Here is an 18,050-nt window from a genome sequence, read left to right on the forward strand (position 1 = left end):
TGACTCAGAGCGCGGTCCAGCCGCCATCCACAGAAATCGTCGTCCCCGTGATCTGCGCCGCCGCGTCCGAGCATAGGAATTGCACCGTTCCGCCAAGCTGTTCGACCGTCGCAAACTCTTTGGATGGCTGGCGCTGCAACATGACGTTTTTGATGACGTCCTCACGGCTCATGTTGTATTCCTTCATCGTATCAGGGATTTGCGCCTCGACCAGAGGCGTCAGCACATAGCCAGGACAGACAGCGTTGCAGGTGATCGGCTCCTGCGCCGTCTCCAGGGCAACCGTCTTGGTCATACCCACAACCCCATGCTTGGCCGCCACATAGGCCGCTTTGAAAGGCGAGGCCGTCAGGCCATGAGCCGAGGCGATATTGACCACACGCCCCCACCCTGCCTGCCGCATCATCGGCAGCGCCGCAGCAGTTGTATGAAAGACCGAGTTCATATTGATCGCGATGATTGCGTCCCACTTGTCGACCGGGAACTGATCAATCGGTGCGACGTGCTGAATGCCGGCATTGTTGACCAGAATATCGCAGGCCCCAGACTGCTCGATCAGGGCGCGGCACTCATCACCTTTGGACATATCAGCTTGAATGTAGCGCGCCTTTGTACCGGTCTCTTTTGAAATCTCTTCGGCTAGGGCATGGTCTTCATCCCTGTCGGTGAACGAGTTCAAAACCACATTCGCCCCGGCCTTGGCCAGCTCGCGTGCGACGCCAAGTCCGATACCAGAATTCGACCCCGTGATAATCGCCGTTTTTCCCGTCAGGCTCATGCCGCCTCTCCCTTGCAAACCACTTTGGGCGCACAGTGCCATGCTGCACCTGCAAAGGGAACGGGAAACATCGAAGCTTAGTTTCAGACATGCATACCGCCCAAAAAAAACGCCCGCACGAAGCGGGCGTTAAGTTATTGAGGCAGGTTTCATACAGGCAAGAAACCTATCGAGCAGTGCACCCTTTATAAGCAATTCCACGCCTTCGTCCAAGCTAAAAGTTTGATAATAAGAAAAATCATCGGTACGATGAATCCCAACAAAATAAGGCCAGAGCAGGATTGTTTCCAAAATGAGCCCCGATTTTCTTCGTCCCGTTCGCCTTGTGATCACGGGAATCACTATTGTTTTTGCCGCTGCGTCAGGCAATGCAGAATCGGCCCATGGCATAGCTATGTACGGCGACCCGGCACTACCACCGGATTTTGTGTCTTTGCCCTATGCAAATCCAGACGCGCCCAAAGGCGGCAAAGTCGTTTTCGGGAATACCGGCGGCTATAACAGTTTGAACCCGTTTGTGCAAAAAGGGACCTCCCCTTGGCAATTGCGATTTTGGACCCATGAAAGCCTGATGGGACGTTCTTGGGACGAACCTTTCACACTTTACGGGTTGTTAGCCGAATCAGTCGACACTGCGCCGGACCGCTCTTGGGTCGAATTTACGCTGCGCGAAGACGCTCGCTTCTCGGATGGAACATCGGTCACGATAGACGATGTCATCTGGTCGTATGAGATATTGGGAACTGAAGGTCACCTGCGCTATCGCGGCTTGTGGGGCAAAATAGACAGTATCGAACAGACCGGCCCCCGCTCTGTCAGGATCACCTTCAATGAACCCGATCGCGAATTGGCCCTGATCGCCGGTCTGAGACCTATCCTTCAAAAAGCGCAGTGGGAGGGAAAGGATTTCGCGAATGCCCCGTTGCAAGACATTCCCCTAGGTACCGGACCGTATTTGGTCGACAGCTATGAGGCTGGCCGCTACGTGAACCTGCGTCGCAATCCAGATTACTGGGGGGCAGATATTCCCTTCCGCCGCGGCACGATGAACTTGGATGAAATACGGATTGAGTTCTATGGCGACGGGACTGTCCTGTTCGAAGCCTTCAAGGCCGGAGAACTGACGGCCGTTCGTGAGTTCAACGCGGACAAGTGGGACACGCAATATACATTCCCGGCAATTCAGCGTGGAGATGTCATCAAGACCGAGATACCCCACGGCAAGCCCTCAGGAATGACAGGGTTTGTGATAAATACACGCAAGGCGCCGTTTGACGATTGGCGTGTACGCGAGGCATTGATGCTGGCGTTCAACTTCGAGTTCATCAACGACACAATCACTGGCGGCGCCCAACCAAGGATCACTTCGTATTTCTCAGGCTCGGAATTGGCCATGCAACCCGGCGCGGCGACGGGGCGGGTTGAGGAGCTTTTGCTGCAATTCGAGGAGGATTTGCTGCCAGGCACCCTTGAAGGGTATTCTCTTCCCGAAGGCGACGGATCCGCGCGCAACAGGGCCAATATCCGCAAAGCATCCCAATTGCTTGCCGAAGCTGGGTGGACCATTCAAAATGGAATGCTGCGCAACGCGGAAGGTAAGCCATTCACACTTAACGTCCTCTTGCAACAAGGCGACAGCGAGGGTGAGACTGCAATCGAAATCTATTCCCGCGCACTGGAACGCCTTGGGATTCAGGTCAACATCGAACAAGTCGACAGCGCTCAGTTCACTGGACGGACTGGCGATCTGGATTTCGACATGACCTTCTTCCGCCGAGCGCTGTCGTTGTCGCCCGGCAATGAACAACGCTTGTACTGGGGTAGCGACAATGCCGACTCGCAAGGAACACGCAACCTGATGGGGGTGGCGTCACCTGCTGTCGACGGGTTGATCGACGCTATGCTGGCATCAGAAAGTCGCGAGGACTTCGTGGCCGCCACACGGGCGTTGGATCGGGTTCTGACCGCTGGCCGTTATGTCATTCCAATTTGGAACTTCGATGTCGGGCGTATTGCGCATGCCAAAGAGTTGAAGCAGCCAGAGGTCCTGCCAATCTACGGCGACGGGCCGGAGTACATGCCTCAGGTTTGGTGGTACGAGCCCTAGCGGCTTTCAACTCTGGCACCTGAAGGTCAGAAAAGGCCCTCGGCGGAAATCAGCACAAACTGCAACATTCCCTACATGGTGTGTGTTGCAGACTGCCAGCCACCAAAAGCTGCGTATGCCTTTGGTTTTCATCATATTAACGACAATCGCAGAAATACCTTTACGAAATACATCTTTGCGTTGTAGCCTTTTGACAGAGATACGCTTCGCGCGGCCATAATATTCATTTGTTTTTAATACCATAACGTTCCACCTGCCGCGCGGCGCACAACAATCACGGACCAGCCTCCACTCACTCCAAACACCGGTCCGTCGGCCCGTTGCGGTTTGCCTGCAACGGGCTTTTTTGTATTGCGCCCAAAGCACCCTCAGGGTGCGACATTTTGTCATGCGACCCGCGCAGCCCCCCCTTCGTAACCTATTGGAAGGCCGGGCAGCGATGGAACCTGAAAAACGGGATGCGAACAGATGTTGAACTGGACTGACCTGACGCAAGACTGGGATGCGATGTACGCGCGGGCAAAACGGCGTTTTCCGAACCTGCGCGAACAGGACAAGACGCAACTCAGCAAAGATCGCAAGGGATTTGAAGCCTATCTGGCCAAGCGCCACCACCTGACCGTAAATGAAGCTCGGGAAGAGCTGGAAGACTTCCTGTTCACCGAAGGACTGAACCGCGAGTTCAGCCGCGGGCTAGGCAAGTGACGTCACCCAAAGGATCATCGCGTCCTCATCACTGACAGATACGACGTTGTGCCCCATGCTGCCGTCGTAATAAGCGCTGTCGCCACGGCGCATTTCGACCGGTTCATAGAATTCCGTATACAGCCGCACTACCCCAGTCAGCACATACAGAAATTCTTCACCGTCATGACGCACCCAGCCGTCGAATTCATCCATTGACCGGGCACGAACGCGGGCGCGGTAAGGGAGCATCTGCTTCTTTGTCAGCGTTTCGGCCAGCAACTCATGCTCATAGGTCGTGGTCGGGTGTGCCGCGCCCTCGCCCATCCGCGTGACTGACATCCGCCCGATCACCTGTTCGCGCTGCGGAGGCGTGAACAGCTGAGGCACCGAAATCTCCAACCCTACAGCCAGTTTTTTCAGAGCGTCATAGGTAGGGGACATTTGCCCGTTCTCGATCTTGCTAAGCGTCGATCGCGCCAGCCCCGCCTGCGTGGCCGCCTGTTCCAGCGTCCAGCTGCGCGCCTTGCGTAATTCGCGCACACGGGCACCCAGGTCCAGCGGCTCTAGTTCCGTGTGTTCTCCGGTTTCGCGCGCGATGCGGATCAGCGATGTCTGGTCTTCTTTGCTCATGCGTCATTCTATAGGGGCAGGCTGTCCCGCTTGCAACGCGGCAGTCGTCACGTTAGCCAAGGCCCATGCTGTCTGTGTTTGATCAAGGCCCTCCCCCGCCCTGTCCCGCGCCCTTCAATCTGGCGGCCCATGTGTTGCGTCATGCAGATCGTCTGGCGGAAAAGACGGCCTTGTCCGTCATCGGCGGAGATGATCCTCAGGACTGGACCTATGCCGCGCTCAAACAGGCTATTCTGGGAACAGGGGCCGGGTTGCTTCAAACCGGTTTGCATCCCGGCGATATCGCGTTGATGCGCCTTGGGAATACTGTTGATTTCCCAATCGCCTATCTTGGAGCGATCGCAGTTGGGATTGTACCCGTTCCTACTTCGTCGCAGCTGACTGCGCCCGAGACGGCGAAGATCATTCAAGATCTGAACCCCACCGCTGTGCTCCGAGACCCCTCGGTCGCATGCACGGATCACCCGATGCAGATCACCCTGCCAGACCTTGCCGTGATGCGGAACCTATCGCCCGCCGCGTTCCAGATGGGTGACCCCGATCGTATGGCCTATGTGGTCTATACGTCTGGTACTTCCGGCAAACCGCGTGCCGTGGCGCATGCACATCGTGCGATCTGGGCGCGACAAATGATGGTCGACGGCTGGTATGGGCTGCGCGAGGATGACCGACTTTGTCATGCGGGTGCATTTAACTGGACCTACACCTTGGGCACGGGGCTAATGGACCCCTGGACCATCGGAGCGACCGCGTTGATCCCCGACCCCGGCACCGAGCTTACCTCACTGCCAAATGTGATACGCGACCACAGGGTCTCGATCTTTGCAGCCGCGCCGGGCGTATTCCGCAAGATTGTCGCATCGACTGGTACTTTGCATTTGCCCGAATTGCGCCACGGCTTATGCGCAGGCGAAAAGCTGTCGCCAACTTTGCACCAGCATTGGCTGCGCGCCACAGGGACTGAGCTGTTCGAAGCCTACGGAATGTCTGAATGCTCGACCTTCATCTCGTCCAGCCCCGACCATCCGGCACGGGGTGAGGCGCTGGGACAACCGCAACCCGGTCGCCGCGTGGCGATCCTGGGCCCGGATGGTCCAGTCCCGCAGGGTCAGGAAGGCACCATCGCCATTCACCGCGATGATCCGGGTTTGATGCTGACCTATCTGAATGCCCCGGAAGAGGCACAGGCCCGGATGCAGGGTGACTGGTTTCTGACCGGCGATCAGGGTGCCATGGCCATAGACGGTCAGATCACCTATCTCGGGCGCGATGACGACATGATGAACGCGGGCGGCTATCGCGTGTCACCTGTCGAGGTTGAGGCCGTGTTGTCCCAGCATCCCGGCATCACACAGGTCGGCGCTGCCGCAGTCGAGGTCAAACAGGACACGTTCCTGATAGCAGCCTTCTACACCGGGCCGGAAAAGCTGGACGAGACGGTCCTGCGCACCTATGTGGAGGCCAACCTGGCGCGGTACAAACAACCTCGCGCATTCATCCACCTGCCCGAGCTTCCGACTGGCGGCAACGGAAAACTCCTGCGCCGGGCGCTTCCGGCCTATTTCAAGGCGAGCCAACCATGACCCAGACCGTCAAGCTTGATATCATGTCCGATCCGATCTGCCCGTGGTGTTACATCGGCAAGACCCACCTGGACAAGGCATTGGCTGCGATCCCTGATCATCCGTTCGTTATCGAATGGCACCCGTTCCAACTGAACCCCGACATGCCCGATGCCGGTATGGACCGCCGCGAATACCTCGAACGCAAGTTCGGTGGCAAAGAGGGCGCGGTGCGCGCTTATGCGCCGGTGGTGGAACACGCCGAAAACGCGGGTCTGAAAATCGACTTTGAAGGGATGAAGCGAACCCCCAACACGCTGGACGCACATCGCCTTATTCACTGGGCCGGAATCGAAGGCAAACAGACCCAGGCCGTGGACGCCCTGTTTGATGCCTATTTCGTGCAGACCCGTGACATTGGCGACCACGAGGTTCTGGCCGATATCGCAGATACAATCGGCATGGACGCCGCTGTCGTTCTGAAACTGCTGAAGTCAGACGCGGACCGGGAAGATATCAGCAACCGCGACAGCCACTCACGTCAGATGGGAGTGAACTCGGTCCCCACCTTTATCGTGGCCAACCAGCATGCGGTTCCCGGTGCGCAACCGCCCGAGATGTGGGAACGTGTAATCGCTGACATCATGTCTCAACTTGAGGCTTCCTCTGCAAATTAGCACAACCCCCTGTGCATCGACATGGCTGGCGCCCCCTGACCGCGCGTGATAGCGCGAACAGATCAGGAGGGCCCAATGGCGCATCGTATGTCACGCGGAGAGTTTGTCGCGCTTGTCGCAATGATGTTTGCGACGATCGCCTTTTCCATCGACTCGATCCTGCCTGCGCTGCCTGATATCGGCGCGCAGTTCAGCCCTGATGACATCAACAAGGCGCAACTGATCCTGACCTCGTTTGTGTTGGGGATGGGGATTGGCACGTTCTTCACTGGCCCGTTGTCAGACGCGTTTGGCCGCAAACCCGTAATCTATGTGGGCTCGGCGCTTTACGTTGTGTCAGCGGCTGTTGCTTGGGTCAGCTCATCGCTTGAGATGTTACTCATCGCCCGCATTTTTCAGGGAATGGGCTGTTCTGCCCCGCGCGTGGTTGCGATGGCCATCATCCGCGATCTCTATTCCGGGCGTGAAATGGCGCGCATCGTCTCTATCGCTATGATGATCTTTACCCTGGTCCCTGCGATTGCTCCGATGATGGGCGCTGGTGTCATCGCTTTGACGGGATGGCGCGGCATTTTCGTATGTTTCATGCTGTTTTCGCTGATTACCATCGTCTGGATGGGCCTACGCCTTCCCGAGTCTCTGACACCCGAGGACCGCCGCCCCCTGCGCTTTCCGCTGATGCTGGATGCGGCGCATCAGATGTTTGCCCATCCCTCGGTCCGTGTGTCGATTTTGGTTCAGACCCTGTGCCTTGGAATGCTGTTCACGATGCTGACAATGGTTCAGCAGGTCTATGGCGAGATCCACGACAGCGCCCATAGCTTCCCGTTTTGGTTTGGCTTCGTCGCGCTGATGTCCGGCTCGGCCAGCCTGTTGAATGCGGCGCTGGTGGTACGGTTGGGAATGCGGCGCATCGTGACCTGGGTATTGGGCGGTCAGATCCTGTTTACTTCATCTGTGCTGCTGCTGAATTCATTCGACCTGTCGGCCAACCTCTCCTTCGCGCTGTTCGTCAGTTGGCAAACGGCGGTGTTCTTCATGGCCGGAATGACCATGGGTAACCTCAACGCCATCGCGATGGAGCCGATGGGCCACATCGCTGGCATGGCGGCCTCGGTCATCGGCGCGGTCTCAACTGTTCTGGCTGCCGTCATTGCCGGTTCGATCGGGTTGCTGTTCGATGGGTCAATTCTGCCGCTGGGCGCTGGCATTCTGACCATGAGCACACTGGGTTTCGTCCTGATGTTGCATATGGGGCGGATCGAAAACCGACTGCCTGCCTGATCTGTGCAAGACTTTGAAATCGCGCTAGGCTTCTCCCAACCCGAGGGGAGACTCCGATGAGCGATTATTACGATTTGGGCACATATTCCTGCCCGGTCACCACCACCTCACCCGAGGCACAGCTGTGGTTCGACCGCGGATTAAACTGGACCTATGGCTATAACCATGACGAAGCGGTCGTTTGCTTTCAAAAGGCTGCCGATGCCGACCCCGACTGTGCGATGGCTTATTGGGGGATCGCTTATGCGGCAGGGCCAAATTACAACCTGCCCTGGGATTTGCGCGATAATCGAGGGCAGAAAAAGGCGCTGGTGCTGGCCTATGACGCGACACAGCAGGCGGTTGCTTTGGCAGACAGTGGGTCACCAGTCGAGCAAGCCCTGATCCACGCCCTGCCCGCGCGGTATCCTCAGCGCGATCCGATCCCCGACATGCATGTCTGGGACCACAACTTCGCCGACGCTATGCGCCACGCTTTTGCCGCACAGCCCGATCACCTGGACCTGCGAACGATCTATGTCGAGGCGCTGCTGAACCTGACCCCCTGGCAAATGTGGGACTTGAAAACCGGCCAGCCCGCCAAAGGTGCCGCCACGATCGAAGCGCAAAAGGCGTTAGAAGACGCCATGGCCAATGATCCCGCCGCCATGTCCCATCCCGGGCTTCTGCATCTCTATGTGCATCTGATGGAGATGTCTCCGACCCCTGAAAAAGCCCTGAAAGCGGGCGATGTCCTGCGCACTCTGGTCCCTGATGCGGGTCATCTGGTGCATATGCCCACCCATATAGACGTACTATGCGGCCACTATCACAATGTGGTTCATTGGAACGAAAAGGCCATCGAGGCCGACTTAAAGTATTATGAACGCGAAGGCGCGTTCAATATCTACACAGGCTACCGTCAGCACGACTACCACTTCGTCATCTACGGCGCGCTGTTTCTGGGGCAGATGGAACCTGCCCTGCGCGCCAATCAGGGCCTTTGGGACACCACACCCGAAGACATGTTGCGCATCGAAAGCCCGCCCATGGCCGATTACTTCGAAAGCTATATGTCCATGGGCCCTCATATCCTGATCCGCTTTGGTCGATGGGATGAGGCCAAAGCGCTGGAGCTGCCCTCGGACCCCGACTTATATCGAACACTGACTGCGACCACGTTTTACGCCCGCGCGATTGCCTATGCCGCGACCGGAGACGTGGCCGAGGCCGAAACCGAAGAACAACTCTTTCTATCAGCCAAAGCCCGCGTCCCCGAAACTCGTCTGATGCACAACAACCGTGTTGTAGACCTGCTGGAGATCGCCCACGAAATGCTGCGGGGTGAGATCGAATACCGAAAGGAAAACTTCGACGCGGCCTATGCCCACCTGCGCCGCTCGGTCGAATTGGACGACAACCTGCCCTATGACGAGCCGTGGGGCTGGATGCAGCCCACCCGTCATGCGCTAGGCGCTCTTTTGTTCGAACAAGGCCACGTGACCGAAGCCGAGGCCATCTATCGCGAAGACCTTGGCCTTGGCGGCACACTCAGCCGCGCGTCGATCCACCCGGACAACGTCTGGAGCCTCAAGGGCCTACACGATTGCCTCAAGGCGCGGAACGAAACGGTCGAAATCCAACAGATCAGACAACGGTTGGACCTTGCCTTGGCTCGGGCAGATCGGGCAGTCGCAGCCTCGTGTTTCTGCGCCCAAGCCGCGATGCGCAGTTAATTCGCGCTGACGCGCGATGCCTCCGGCGGAGGTATTTTTAGCCAGATGAAACTGGGATCCCTTGTTCATCTTGTCCGAAATACCTCGGGGGAGTCGCGCGGCACGCGCGGCGGGGGCAGCGCCCCCTGCACCGGCATCAGCCTGCTTTGGCCTTCTTTTTCTGGGCGATGACTTTCTCGGCCAGATCACGAGCGATGGCAAAAGCCCCTTTGATCTTGTCGCCATCATTCTTCCAGTCGCGCCGCACAACGATCTTGTTGTCCTTTACCTTGGCCATGCCGCGCTGGTTTTGAATGAACTCAACCAGCCCCTGCGGAGACGCAAACTTGTCGTTGTGGAACTGAATGGTCGCGCCCTTCGGCCCCCCGTCCAGCTTGGCGATACCTGCTCGTTTGCACATGGCTTTGATGCGAACAACCAGCATCAGGGTGTTCACTTCTTTCGGCAGTTTGCCGAACCGGTCGATCAACTCGGCCGCAAAGCCCTCTAGCTCAACTTTGGTCGACAGCGAGGACAAGCGACGGTAAAGACCCAAACGCACATCCAGATCGGGTACGTAGTCTTCCGGGATCAGGACGGGAACGCCCAGATTGATCTGCGGCGCCCATTGGTCATCGCTGTCGGACAGCCCCTCCATCTCTCCGGATTTGATCTTGGCAATCGCCTCTTCCAGCATGGACTGGTAGAGTTCATAGCCCACGTCGCGCATCTGACCCGATTGCTCCTCGCCCAGCAGGTTGCCAGCGCCACGAATGTCCAGATCCTGTGAGGCCAGCGTGAACCCGGCCCCCAGTGTATCCAGCGAGCCCAGAACGCGCAGGCGTTTCTCGGCCGTGGCCGTCAGTTTCTTACGCGGTTTGGTGGTCAGGTAAGCATAGGCGCGGGTTTTTGAGCGCCCCACCCGGCCGCGAATTTGATAGAGTTGTGACAGGCCGAACATATCGGCCCGATGTACGACCATCGTGTTTGCGGTCGGAATATCCAGCCCGCTTTCCACAATCGTAGTCGCCAGCAGCACATCGTATTTGCCGTCGTAGAAAGCGTTCATACGGTCATCAAGTTCCCCCGCCGCCATCTGACCGTGGGCGACAACATAGGTCAGTTCAGGCAGTTGCTCTTTCAGGAACTCTTCGATCTCGGGCAGGTCCGAGATACGCGGGACAACGTAGAAACTCTGCCCGCCACGGTAATGTTCGCGCAGCAGCGCCTCGCGGATGGTGACCGCATCGAATTCGCTGACATAGGTGCGGATGGCCAGGCGGTCGATAGGTGGCGTGCCGATGATTGACAGGTCGCGTACGCCGGTCAGAGACAGCTGCAGGGTGCGCGGGATCGGCGTCGCGGTCAGGGTCAGGACGTGGATGTCGCTGCGCAGCTGTTTCAGGCGTTCTTTGTGGCCGACGCCGAAATGCTGCTCTTCGTCGATGATCAGCAGGCCCAGATTGTTGAAACGGATGCCCTTGGCCAGCAGTGCGTGGGTGCCGATCACGATATCGACTGTGCCGCGTGCCAGCCCGTCGCGGGTTTGCTGCGCTTCTTTCGCGGACACGAACCGCGACAGTTGGCGCACTTCCAGCGGGAACCCCCGGAAGCGGTCTTTGAACGAGGCCGCGTGTTGGCGGGCCAGCAGCGTTGTCGGCGCAATCACCGCCACCTGCACGCCGGACATGGCGGCGACAAAGGCGGCGCGCATGGCGACCTCAGTCTTGCCAAAGCCCACATCGCCGCAGATCAGTCGATCCATCGGCGCGCCGGAATGCATGTCCTCCATCACTTCGGAAATCGCGCGCAGCTGGTCGTCGGTTTCCTGATAAGGAAAGCGCGCGCTGAACTCCTCCCACGCGTGGGGCGGTGGGTCCATCACCGGTGCTTTGCGCAGCGCGCGTTCGGCGGCGATGCGGATCAGCTTATCCGCCATCTCGCGGATACGCTCTTTCAGCTTGGCTTTTTTAGCCTGCCATGCGCCACCGCCGAGACGGTCCAGCAGACCTTCGTCATGGCCGTATTTCGATAGCAACTCGATGTTTTCGACCGGTAGATACAATTTCGACTGTTCGGCGTATTCCAGCAGCAGGCATTCATGGGCGGCGCCGGCGGCGGTGACGACCTCCATCCCCTGATAGCGGCCGATGCCGTGATCCACATGGACGACCAGATCGCCGGGGGTTAGGGATTGGGTCTCGGTCAGGAAGTTCTCGGCCTTGCGACGCTTCTTGGGTTGGCGGATCAGGCGGTCGCCCAGCACGTCCTGTTCGGCAATGACCGTCAGGTCGGGCGTCTCAAACCCATGCTCCAGCGCCCAGACGGCCAGATGCAGGCCCCGTTTACCGACGCGGGTGCCATCGGTGACAGGGATCGCCTCGGCCAGACCTTCGTCTTCGATCAAACCGGTCAGGCGTTCGCGGGCGCCTTCGGAATAAGACGCAATCAGCACCGGGCCTTTGGCCATCTTGTCGGTGATATGCGCGGCCAAAGCCCCAAACAGGCTGATGCTTTCCTGCTGCCGTTCGGGTGCAAAGTTGCGTCCGATCCGCCCGCCCGCGTCGATCACGCCCGGCCCGCTGGCCTTAGGTAAAGGGCTGAATTGCATCACCCGACGATCGCCGACCGCAGCCTCCCAAGCCGTATCGTCCAGATAGAGCAATCCGGGCGGGGTCGGCTTGTAGACCGTGTCCATGCGGGATCGGTTGGCTAGTGCCAGTTTTCGGGTTTCATACTGATCGGCAATCGTATCCCACCGCGCCAGACGCGCGGGTGTGACCTGATCATCGACGGTGATCGATGCTTCGGGAAGGTAGTCGAACAGCGTCTCCAGCTTGTCGTGGAAGAAGGGCAGCCAGTGTTCAATGCCTTGATGTTTGCGCCCTGCGCTGACCGCCTCGTACAGGGGATCATCGGTGCCCGCCGCTCCGAACTCGATGCGATAGTTCTGGCGGAAACGCGTGATGGCGGCCTCGTCCAGAATAACCTCGGAGACCGGGGCCAGTTCCACCACCTCCAGTTTTTCGGTGGTGCGCTGCGAGACGGGATCGAACCGGCGCGCGCCGTCCAGAACGTCTCCGAACAGGTCCAGACGCACGGGGCCGGACTCGCCCGGAGGGAAGATGTCGATGATGCCGCCGCGAATGGCATAGTCGCCGGGCTCCATCACCGTGGGGCTTTGGGTGAAACCCATGCGGACAAGGAAGTTGCGCAACGCGGCCTCGTCCACGCGGTGATTGACGCGGGCGGTAAACGCGGCCTCGCGCAGAACCTCGCGCGCGGGCACGCGTTGGGTGGCGGCATTCAGCGTGGTCAGCAGCACGAACCGGTCGGGCATCTGATGCACCAGCGCGGCCAGCGTCGCCACACGGGCGGCGGCGATATCGGCATTGGGCGAGACGCGGTCATAGGGCAGACAATCCCAGCCCGGAAATACAAAGACGGGCATATCGGGCGCAAAGAACGCCAGCGCGGCGCGCATCGCTTCAAGCCGTTTGTCATCACGCGCCACATGGCATACCGGTCCGCCCGAGCGGGTGATCTCATTCAGGACAAGCTGCGCGTCAAACCCTTCGGGCGCGCCGCCAACCGTGACATGGTTCGGAGCCTTCATCGCCCTGCCTTTCCGAATTCTCTATCCCAGAACGCCAATCGAAAAGTTCTGATACATACCCCAGAGCGAGGTGATCAAGATCGAAATCATTCCGACAATCTGCGTATAAATCCTGCACCGGGTCAGTATTTTAGCAACCGGTTCAAGGCCAACCTCGGTTCGCTGCAACTTACGAGCCGCCGAGATGTTGATCAGCATGACCAAACCGACCGGAAACAACAACAAGAATACCGCCTGTGCAAGTTCAATCCCGTAATAAAAGCCAAGCGTAGCCAGACCTGTGAAAAAGAAACAGCCAAACGCCAGAATAACCAGTCCCGAAACCTCGACGATGTAAATCAGCCGATTAACGTTTATCCGAACGATATCCAACAGATCCTGCTCGGCCTGACCTCCGTTGCGACGGGCGCGCGAAACGAGATCAAACGGAACCCCCATCGCCCAGTGGCTAGCTGAAGACCAAAGCACCGCCAGCACGATCCAATACCAAAGATTGGAAAAGCTGCGCATGTCAATGACTTCAAAGATCGAAGAGTATAAGTTCACGCATCGGCCCCTTGTTCACTGTCACCAGGGACCCTCTTCGCACCGGCGCGTCCATCGTTACCCTTGAGACTACGCGGAATTCATGCCACCCAATGCGGGAATATTCAAGGAGAGTGCGACATGAAACCCACCATCGCCCCCTATCCCCAGACCCGCTTTCGCAGGGCCCGTCAATCGCCAGCTATACGCGGGTTAGTGCGCGAGAACACTCTGACCACGGATGATCTGATCTGGCCGGTCTTTGTCCGCGATGGAGAGGGTGTGGAAGAGCACGTTCCATCGATGCCCGGCGTCGTCCGCCGCTCGGTCGACTTGATCGCAAAGGCCGCTGTCGAGGCACAGGCGCTTGGAATCCCGGCAATCTGCATATTTCCTTACACCGATCCCGGCCTGAAAACCGAGGACTGTGCCGAAGCCTGGAACCCTGACAATCTGTCCAACCGGGCAATACGGGCCATCAAGGCAGCGGCGCCTGATATCGCAGTGATGACCGACGTGGCGCTGGACCCCTACAACAACAATGGCCATGACGGCTATGTCGTAGATGGCGAGATTGTGAATGACCAGACCGTCGAGGCATTGGTCAAAATGACGCTGGCGCAGGCCGAATCCGGAGCAGACATCATCGGCCCTTCGGACATGATGGACGGTCGGATCGGGGCTATGCGTCAGGCCTTGGAAGCGGCAGGGCACCATAATGTGATGATCCTGAGCTATGCTGCCAAATACGCCAGCGCCTTTTATGGTCCGTTCCGCGATGCGGTGGGTGCCTCAGGCGCGCTGACCGGGGACAAAAAGACCTACCAGATGGACCCGGCAAACTCGGACGAGGCCCTGCGGTTGATTGAACGCGACCTGACTGAAGGCGCGGATATGGTGATGATCAAACCCGGGATGCCCTATCTGGACATCTGCCGCCGAGCAAAAGACACCTTCGGGGCACCGACCTATGCCTATCAGGTCTCGGGTGAATACGCGATGGTTCAGGCCGCGGCGCAGAACGGTTGGATCGACGGGGAAAAAGTGATGCTGGAAAGCCTGCTTGCATTCAAACGCGCGGGCTGCGACGGCATACTGACTTATTTCGCACCCGCGGTCGCTAAGCTGTTGCAAGGTTAAAAGACATATTGTCGCGAATTTTCGCCGATTGTGATCGGTACGGGGCCAGCTTTCCCGTGACACGCAGAATCAATCGGCGTATCCTTGCAGATAAGATCGGGAACACCCGACAATTCAGGCAGTTATACAGAGAAAAAACATGAGCAGTTCCAACTCCCCCCGACTAAGCCGTCGTGGCTTTGCCATTGGCATGGCCGGCCTGACCCTGACTGCCGCTTGCGGCAACGGTGTCGGCAATTCGAACGCAGCCACGATTGATGCGCGTGTCGATGCGACCTTGACCGAAATGTACGCGCGCTACCCAAACACGGTTGAGATCGCCGAAAAAGCCAACGGCATGCTGGTCATGCCGCTGATAACAGAGGCCGGATTTGTATTTGGTGGCGGATATGGCCGCGGCGCACTGCGTATCAACGGTGCCACTGTCGATTACTACTCGGCAGTCAAAGGCACCGCCGGGTTGCAGATCGGGGCGCAGCAATATGCACATGTCCTGTTCTTCATGACGCAAGACGCGCTAAACGATTTCCGCCGTTCCAGCGGTTGGACCGCTGGGGCCGATATCGGCTATGTGGTCAGCGATCAGGGCGATAGCCTTTCGACCGACACAACAACACTGCGTTCACCCGTGTTGGCTGCTGTATTTGGCCAAGCCGGCCTGCAGATTGGCGCCACCGTAGAAGGCACGAAATACACACGGATCATTCCGTAAGACCCGAACCGGAGACCCCCGGTTTCGCCCCGCCCTGACCCCGGTCAGCGGCGGGGTTTGCGTTTCGTAACGGCGCAGTGGAACAAACTGCCCGCGCTGCTCTTTCGGTTCGCGATGGGTTCCTTTACTCTTGCGCCATTCGACGGATGAACAGGAAATTGGACCGCAGATGGCTATAGTATTTCGCTGGCTGGTGCGTATCGCATCGGGCCTCGTTCTGTTAACTTTGGCCGCTGTCCTGCTGGTGTATTTTCTGGCCAGTCAATCCTTGCCGGAATATGATCAGACGGTCGAAGTTCAGGGCCTGACAGCCCCGGTCGAGATCGTCCGCGACACTGCAAATGTTCCTCATATATTGGGTGCGACTGACCCGGATGTGTTCTTTGGGCTGGGCTATGCGCATGCTCAGGACCGGCTTTGGCAGATGACCGTTCTGCGCAGAACGGCACAGGGGCGTTTATCCGAGGTTTTTGGCGCACGCACCGTTCACATCGACAAACTGTTGCGCAGACTGGACCTGTACGGGCTGGCCCATCGTTCGGTCACGGTTCAGGACGACTATACCAAAGCGGCCCTGCGGGCGTATGCCTCGGGGGTAAACGCACGTCTGGCCGAGATCAACGAAAGCGCGTTGGGTCGCGGCGCACCCGAGATGTTCCTTTTCAACGCGTCGGTCTCTCCTTGGCAACCCGGCGACAGCCTAGCGGTCATCAAGCTGATGGCATTGCAACTGTCCGGACATCTTGAGGATGAGGTGCTGCGGGCGCGCACATCGCTAATGCTGAACGATGCCGAAAGACTGGCTGATATTTTACCCGATGTTCCGGGGTCGGGGATCGCAGCCCTACCCGAATACGCAACTTTGTTTCCCGGCGTTCCCCGCTACGCGGCGGGAACCCCAAGGCCCGATACCCCGTTATCACCATTTCCCAAGCGCGGACTGGCCGGAGCCTCCAACGCCTGGAGCGCCGCACCTTCACGTTCGGCCATCGGGGGCACCTTGCTGGCCAATGACCCGCATCTGGGCTTTACAGCGCCAGGTATTTGGTATCTGGCCCGTCTGCAACTGGCCAAGGGTGGGGTGATCGGTGCAAGTATCCCCGGCGTTCCGGCAATCATGACCGGGCGCAGCGATCGTCTGGGATGGGGGCTGACATCGTCCTATCTGGACGACCAGGACATACATATCGAACAGCTCAACCCCGACAACCCTGAAGAATACCTGACGCCTGACGGTTTCAAACAGTTCCGCAGCCGTCCATCGATCATAGAAATAAAGGACGAAGCGCCCATTACACTGACCTTGCGCTGGACAGAGAACGGACCTGTCCTGCCCGGCAGTGACTTTGACTTGGGAACCATCACGCCTCCGGGGCATGTAACGTCGTTGTCGTGGACTGCGCTCAGCGCGCAGGATACCTCGATGTCTGCTTCAATGGCGCTGATGAATGCGGACACAGTGCGACAGGCGATTGACACGGCCGAGCTTTTCATTGCTCCGTCCCAGAACCTTTCGCTGGTCGATACGGATACCATTGGTATGAAACTGATCGGTGCGATGCCCCGCCGCGACCTGCGAAACCAAAGCCGGGGACGCATTCCAACACCGGGTTGGCTGAACGAGAACCGCTGGCAGGGACGTCTGCCCTATGGCGATAACCCCGAATTCGTGGCCCCTGCAGGCGGTATCCTAGGTAATACCAACAACAAGGTCATCAACCGCCCATTTCCGAGACATGTGTCGTATGAATGGGGCGATACCCAACGCATTCACAGATGGGAAAGGCTGATGCAATCGCGCGAGGTCCATACGCGCGACAGCTTTATCGAGGCACAGCTGGACACCGTAAGCTTCACTGCCCGGTCCCTGTTGCCGCTGATCGGGGCAGATTTGTGGTTCACTGGAGCTTCGGCCCCCGAAGGTACACCAGAACGGCAACGTCAGATTGCACTTAATTTGCTGGCCGAGTGGAATGGCGAGATGAACGAACATCTGCCTGAACCTTTGATCTATGCGGCGTGGCTGCGGGCGCTTCAGATCCGTTTGATCTCGGACGAATTGGGGCCGATTGCGGCAGAGTTTAAACATGTCGAGCCGCTGTTCATCGAACGCGTCTATCGGAACATTGATGGCGCGGCGGTCTGGTGCGACGTTCGGCAAAGCGCACCAACGGAAACATGTAGTGATATGGCCCGCCTTGCACTGGATGATGCGCTGATCTGGATCACCGAGAAATACGGCGGCGCGCTACAGTCCTTACGCTGGGGCGATGCGCATCAGGCGACCCATGATCACCCGGTTCTGGGCTCGGTCCCGGTTCTGCGGTTCTTCGTCAATATCCGCCAATCCACCAGCGGCGGCGACAATACTTTGCTACGCGGGCGCACCTCGGGCGAAGGGCCGGACCCGTTCCAGAACGTTCATGGTGCAGGATATCGGGGCGTCTATGATTTTGCCGACCCCGACAGTTCGGTCTTTATAACGGCAACCGGTCAGTCGGGTCATTTTCTATCCCGCTATTATGATGACCAAGCCCAACTGTGGCGCCGCGGAGAGTATATTCCGATGTCGCTGGACCTGGATCTCGCCCGCGCGGCTGCGGTCGGCGTTACCAACCTGATCCCGCGCTAATTTCCC

13 protein-coding genes are annotated in these 18,050 nt (G+C 58.4%); 9 read left to right on the forward strand and 4 right to left on the reverse strand.

Features of this window, described 5'->3' with window-relative positions; translation table 11 throughout:
• Positions 1–4: 4 nt before the first annotated feature.
• Positions 5–778 carry a 3-hydroxybutyrate dehydrogenase gene (locus AC2TAD_RS01705; RefSeq protein ID WP_480865654.1) on the reverse strand — a complete coding sequence of 258 codons (774 nt, stop codon included), beginning with the start codon at positions 776–778 and terminating at the stop codon, positions 5–7.
• A gap of 292 nt (positions 779–1,070) precedes the next feature.
• Here AC2TAD_RS01705 and AC2TAD_RS01710 point away from each other — a divergent pair, with 292 nt between their 5' ends.
• A complete protein-coding gene (locus AC2TAD_RS01710) occupies positions 1,071–2,885 on the forward strand; it encodes an extracellular solute-binding protein (RefSeq protein WP_480865655.1) in 1,815 nt (604 codons plus the stop codon).
• Between the two features lie 468 nt (positions 2,886–3,353).
• On the forward strand, positions 3,354–3,590 hold the full coding sequence (locus AC2TAD_RS01715; protein WP_170354327.1) for a hypothetical protein: 237 nt from the start codon (positions 3,354–3,356) through the stop codon (positions 3,588–3,590).
• Here AC2TAD_RS01715 and AC2TAD_RS01720 read toward each other — a convergent pair.
• Positions 3,579–4,202, reverse strand: coding sequence for a helix-turn-helix domain-containing protein (locus AC2TAD_RS01720; protein ID WP_170354328.1), 624 nt, complete (start codon positions 4,200–4,202; stop codon positions 3,579–3,581). The genes AC2TAD_RS01715 and AC2TAD_RS01720 overlap by 12 nt on opposite strands.
• Before the next feature lie 65 nt (positions 4,203–4,267).
• Here AC2TAD_RS01720 and AC2TAD_RS01725 point away from each other — a divergent pair, with 65 nt between their 5' ends.
• From AC2TAD_RS01725 to AC2TAD_RS01740, 4 genes are all read left to right on the forward strand, one after another.
• Positions 4,268–5,785 (forward strand): class I adenylate-forming enzyme family protein, encoded by a 1,518-nt coding sequence (locus AC2TAD_RS01725; RefSeq protein ID WP_480865656.1) that lies wholly within the window; start codon positions 4,268–4,270, stop codon positions 5,783–5,785.
• Positions 5,782–6,441 carry a DsbA family oxidoreductase gene (locus AC2TAD_RS01730; RefSeq protein WP_170354330.1) on the forward strand — a complete coding sequence of 220 codons (660 nt, stop codon included), beginning with the start codon at positions 5,782–5,784 and terminating at the stop codon, positions 6,439–6,441. Before AC2TAD_RS01725 ends, AC2TAD_RS01730 begins: the two co-directional genes overlap by 4 nt.
• A gap of 75 nt (positions 6,442–6,516) precedes the next feature.
• The gene (locus AC2TAD_RS01735; RefSeq protein ID WP_480865657.1) at positions 6,517–7,725 is read left to right on the forward strand and encodes a multidrug effflux MFS transporter; all 1,209 of its coding nucleotides are present in this window, start codon (positions 6,517–6,519) and stop codon (positions 7,723–7,725) included.
• Positions 7,726–7,781: 56 nt separating this feature from the next.
• Positions 7,782–9,440 carry a tetratricopeptide repeat protein gene (locus tag AC2TAD_RS01740; RefSeq protein WP_480865658.1) on the forward strand — a complete coding sequence of 553 codons (1,659 nt, stop codon included), beginning with the start codon at positions 7,782–7,784 and terminating at the stop codon, positions 9,438–9,440.
• A 136-nt stretch (positions 9,441–9,576) separates the two neighbouring features.
• On the opposite strand, the gene mfd is transcribed toward AC2TAD_RS01740, so the two are convergent.
• Positions 9,577–13,035 carry a transcription-repair coupling factor gene (mfd, locus tag AC2TAD_RS01745; protein WP_480865659.1) on the reverse strand — a complete coding sequence of 1,153 codons (3,459 nt, stop codon included), beginning with the start codon at positions 13,033–13,035 and terminating at the stop codon, positions 9,577–9,579.
• 21 nt (positions 13,036–13,056) lie between these two features.
• Positions 13,057–13,581, reverse strand: a complete 525-nt coding sequence (locus AC2TAD_RS01750) for a component of SufBCD complex (RefSeq protein ID WP_209194497.1) — start codon at positions 13,579–13,581, stop codon at positions 13,057–13,059.
• 120 nt (positions 13,582–13,701) lie between these two features.
• Here AC2TAD_RS01750 and hemB point away from each other — a divergent pair, with 120 nt between their 5' ends.
• The 3 genes from hemB (at position 13,702) to AC2TAD_RS01765 (ending at position 18,044) form a co-directional block, all read left to right on the forward strand.
• A complete protein-coding gene (gene hemB / locus AC2TAD_RS01755) occupies positions 13,702–14,700 on the forward strand; it encodes a porphobilinogen synthase (RefSeq protein ID WP_480865660.1) in 999 nt (332 codons plus the stop codon).
• 139 nt (positions 14,701–14,839) lie between these two features.
• On the forward strand, positions 14,840–15,412 hold the full coding sequence (locus tag AC2TAD_RS01760) for a lipid-binding SYLF domain-containing protein (protein ID WP_170354336.1): 573 nt from the start codon (positions 14,840–14,842) through the stop codon (positions 15,410–15,412).
• 169 nt (positions 15,413–15,581) lie between these two features.
• On the forward strand, positions 15,582–18,044 hold the full coding sequence (locus AC2TAD_RS01765; protein WP_480865661.1) for a penicillin acylase family protein: 2,463 nt from the start codon (positions 15,582–15,584) through the stop codon (positions 18,042–18,044).
• The last annotated feature ends 6 nt before the right edge of the window (positions 18,045–18,050 follow it).

The sequence above is a fragment of the Ruegeria sp. HKCCD7628 genome, assembly GCF_057221005.1.

Excerpts from the sequence above, each read along its gene's own strand:
- AC2TAD_RS01710 (WP_480865655.1), top strand. The coding sequence starts at position 1,071 with ATGAGCCCCGATTTTCTTCGTCCCGTTCGCCTTGTGATCACGGGAATC.
- AC2TAD_RS01740 (WP_480865658.1), top strand. The coding sequence starts at position 7,782 with ATGAGCGATTATTACGATTTGGGCACATATTCCTGCCCGGTCACCACC.
- AC2TAD_RS01720 (WP_170354328.1), bottom strand. The coding sequence starts at position 4,202 with ATGAGCAAAGAAGACCAGACATCGCTGATCCGCATCGCGCGCGAAACC.
- AC2TAD_RS01730 (WP_170354330.1), top strand. The coding sequence starts at position 5,782 with ATGACCCAGACCGTCAAGCTTGATATCATGTCCGATCCGATCTGCCCG.
- AC2TAD_RS01765 (WP_480865661.1), top strand. The coding sequence starts at position 15,582 with ATGGCTATAGTATTTCGCTGGCTGGTGCGTATCGCATCGGGCCTCGTT.
- AC2TAD_RS01705 (WP_480865654.1), bottom strand. The coding sequence starts at position 778 with ATGAGCCTGACGGGAAAAACGGCGATTATCACGGGGTCGAATTCTGGT.
- hemB (WP_480865660.1), top strand. The coding sequence starts at position 13,702 with ATGAAACCCACCATCGCCCCCTATCCCCAGACCCGCTTTCGCAGGGCC.
- mfd (WP_480865659.1), bottom strand. The coding sequence starts at position 13,035 with ATGAAGGCTCCGAACCATGTCACGGTTGGCGGCGCGCCCGAAGGGTTT.
- AC2TAD_RS01715 (WP_170354327.1), top strand. The coding sequence starts at position 3,354 with ATGTTGAACTGGACTGACCTGACGCAAGACTGGGATGCGATGTACGCG.
- AC2TAD_RS01735 (WP_480865657.1), top strand. The coding sequence starts at position 6,517 with ATGGCGCATCGTATGTCACGCGGAGAGTTTGTCGCGCTTGTCGCAATG.
- AC2TAD_RS01760 (WP_170354336.1), top strand. The coding sequence starts at position 14,840 with ATGAGCAGTTCCAACTCCCCCCGACTAAGCCGTCGTGGCTTTGCCATT.
- AC2TAD_RS01725 (WP_480865656.1), top strand. The coding sequence starts at position 4,268 with ATGCTGTCTGTGTTTGATCAAGGCCCTCCCCCGCCCTGTCCCGCGCCC.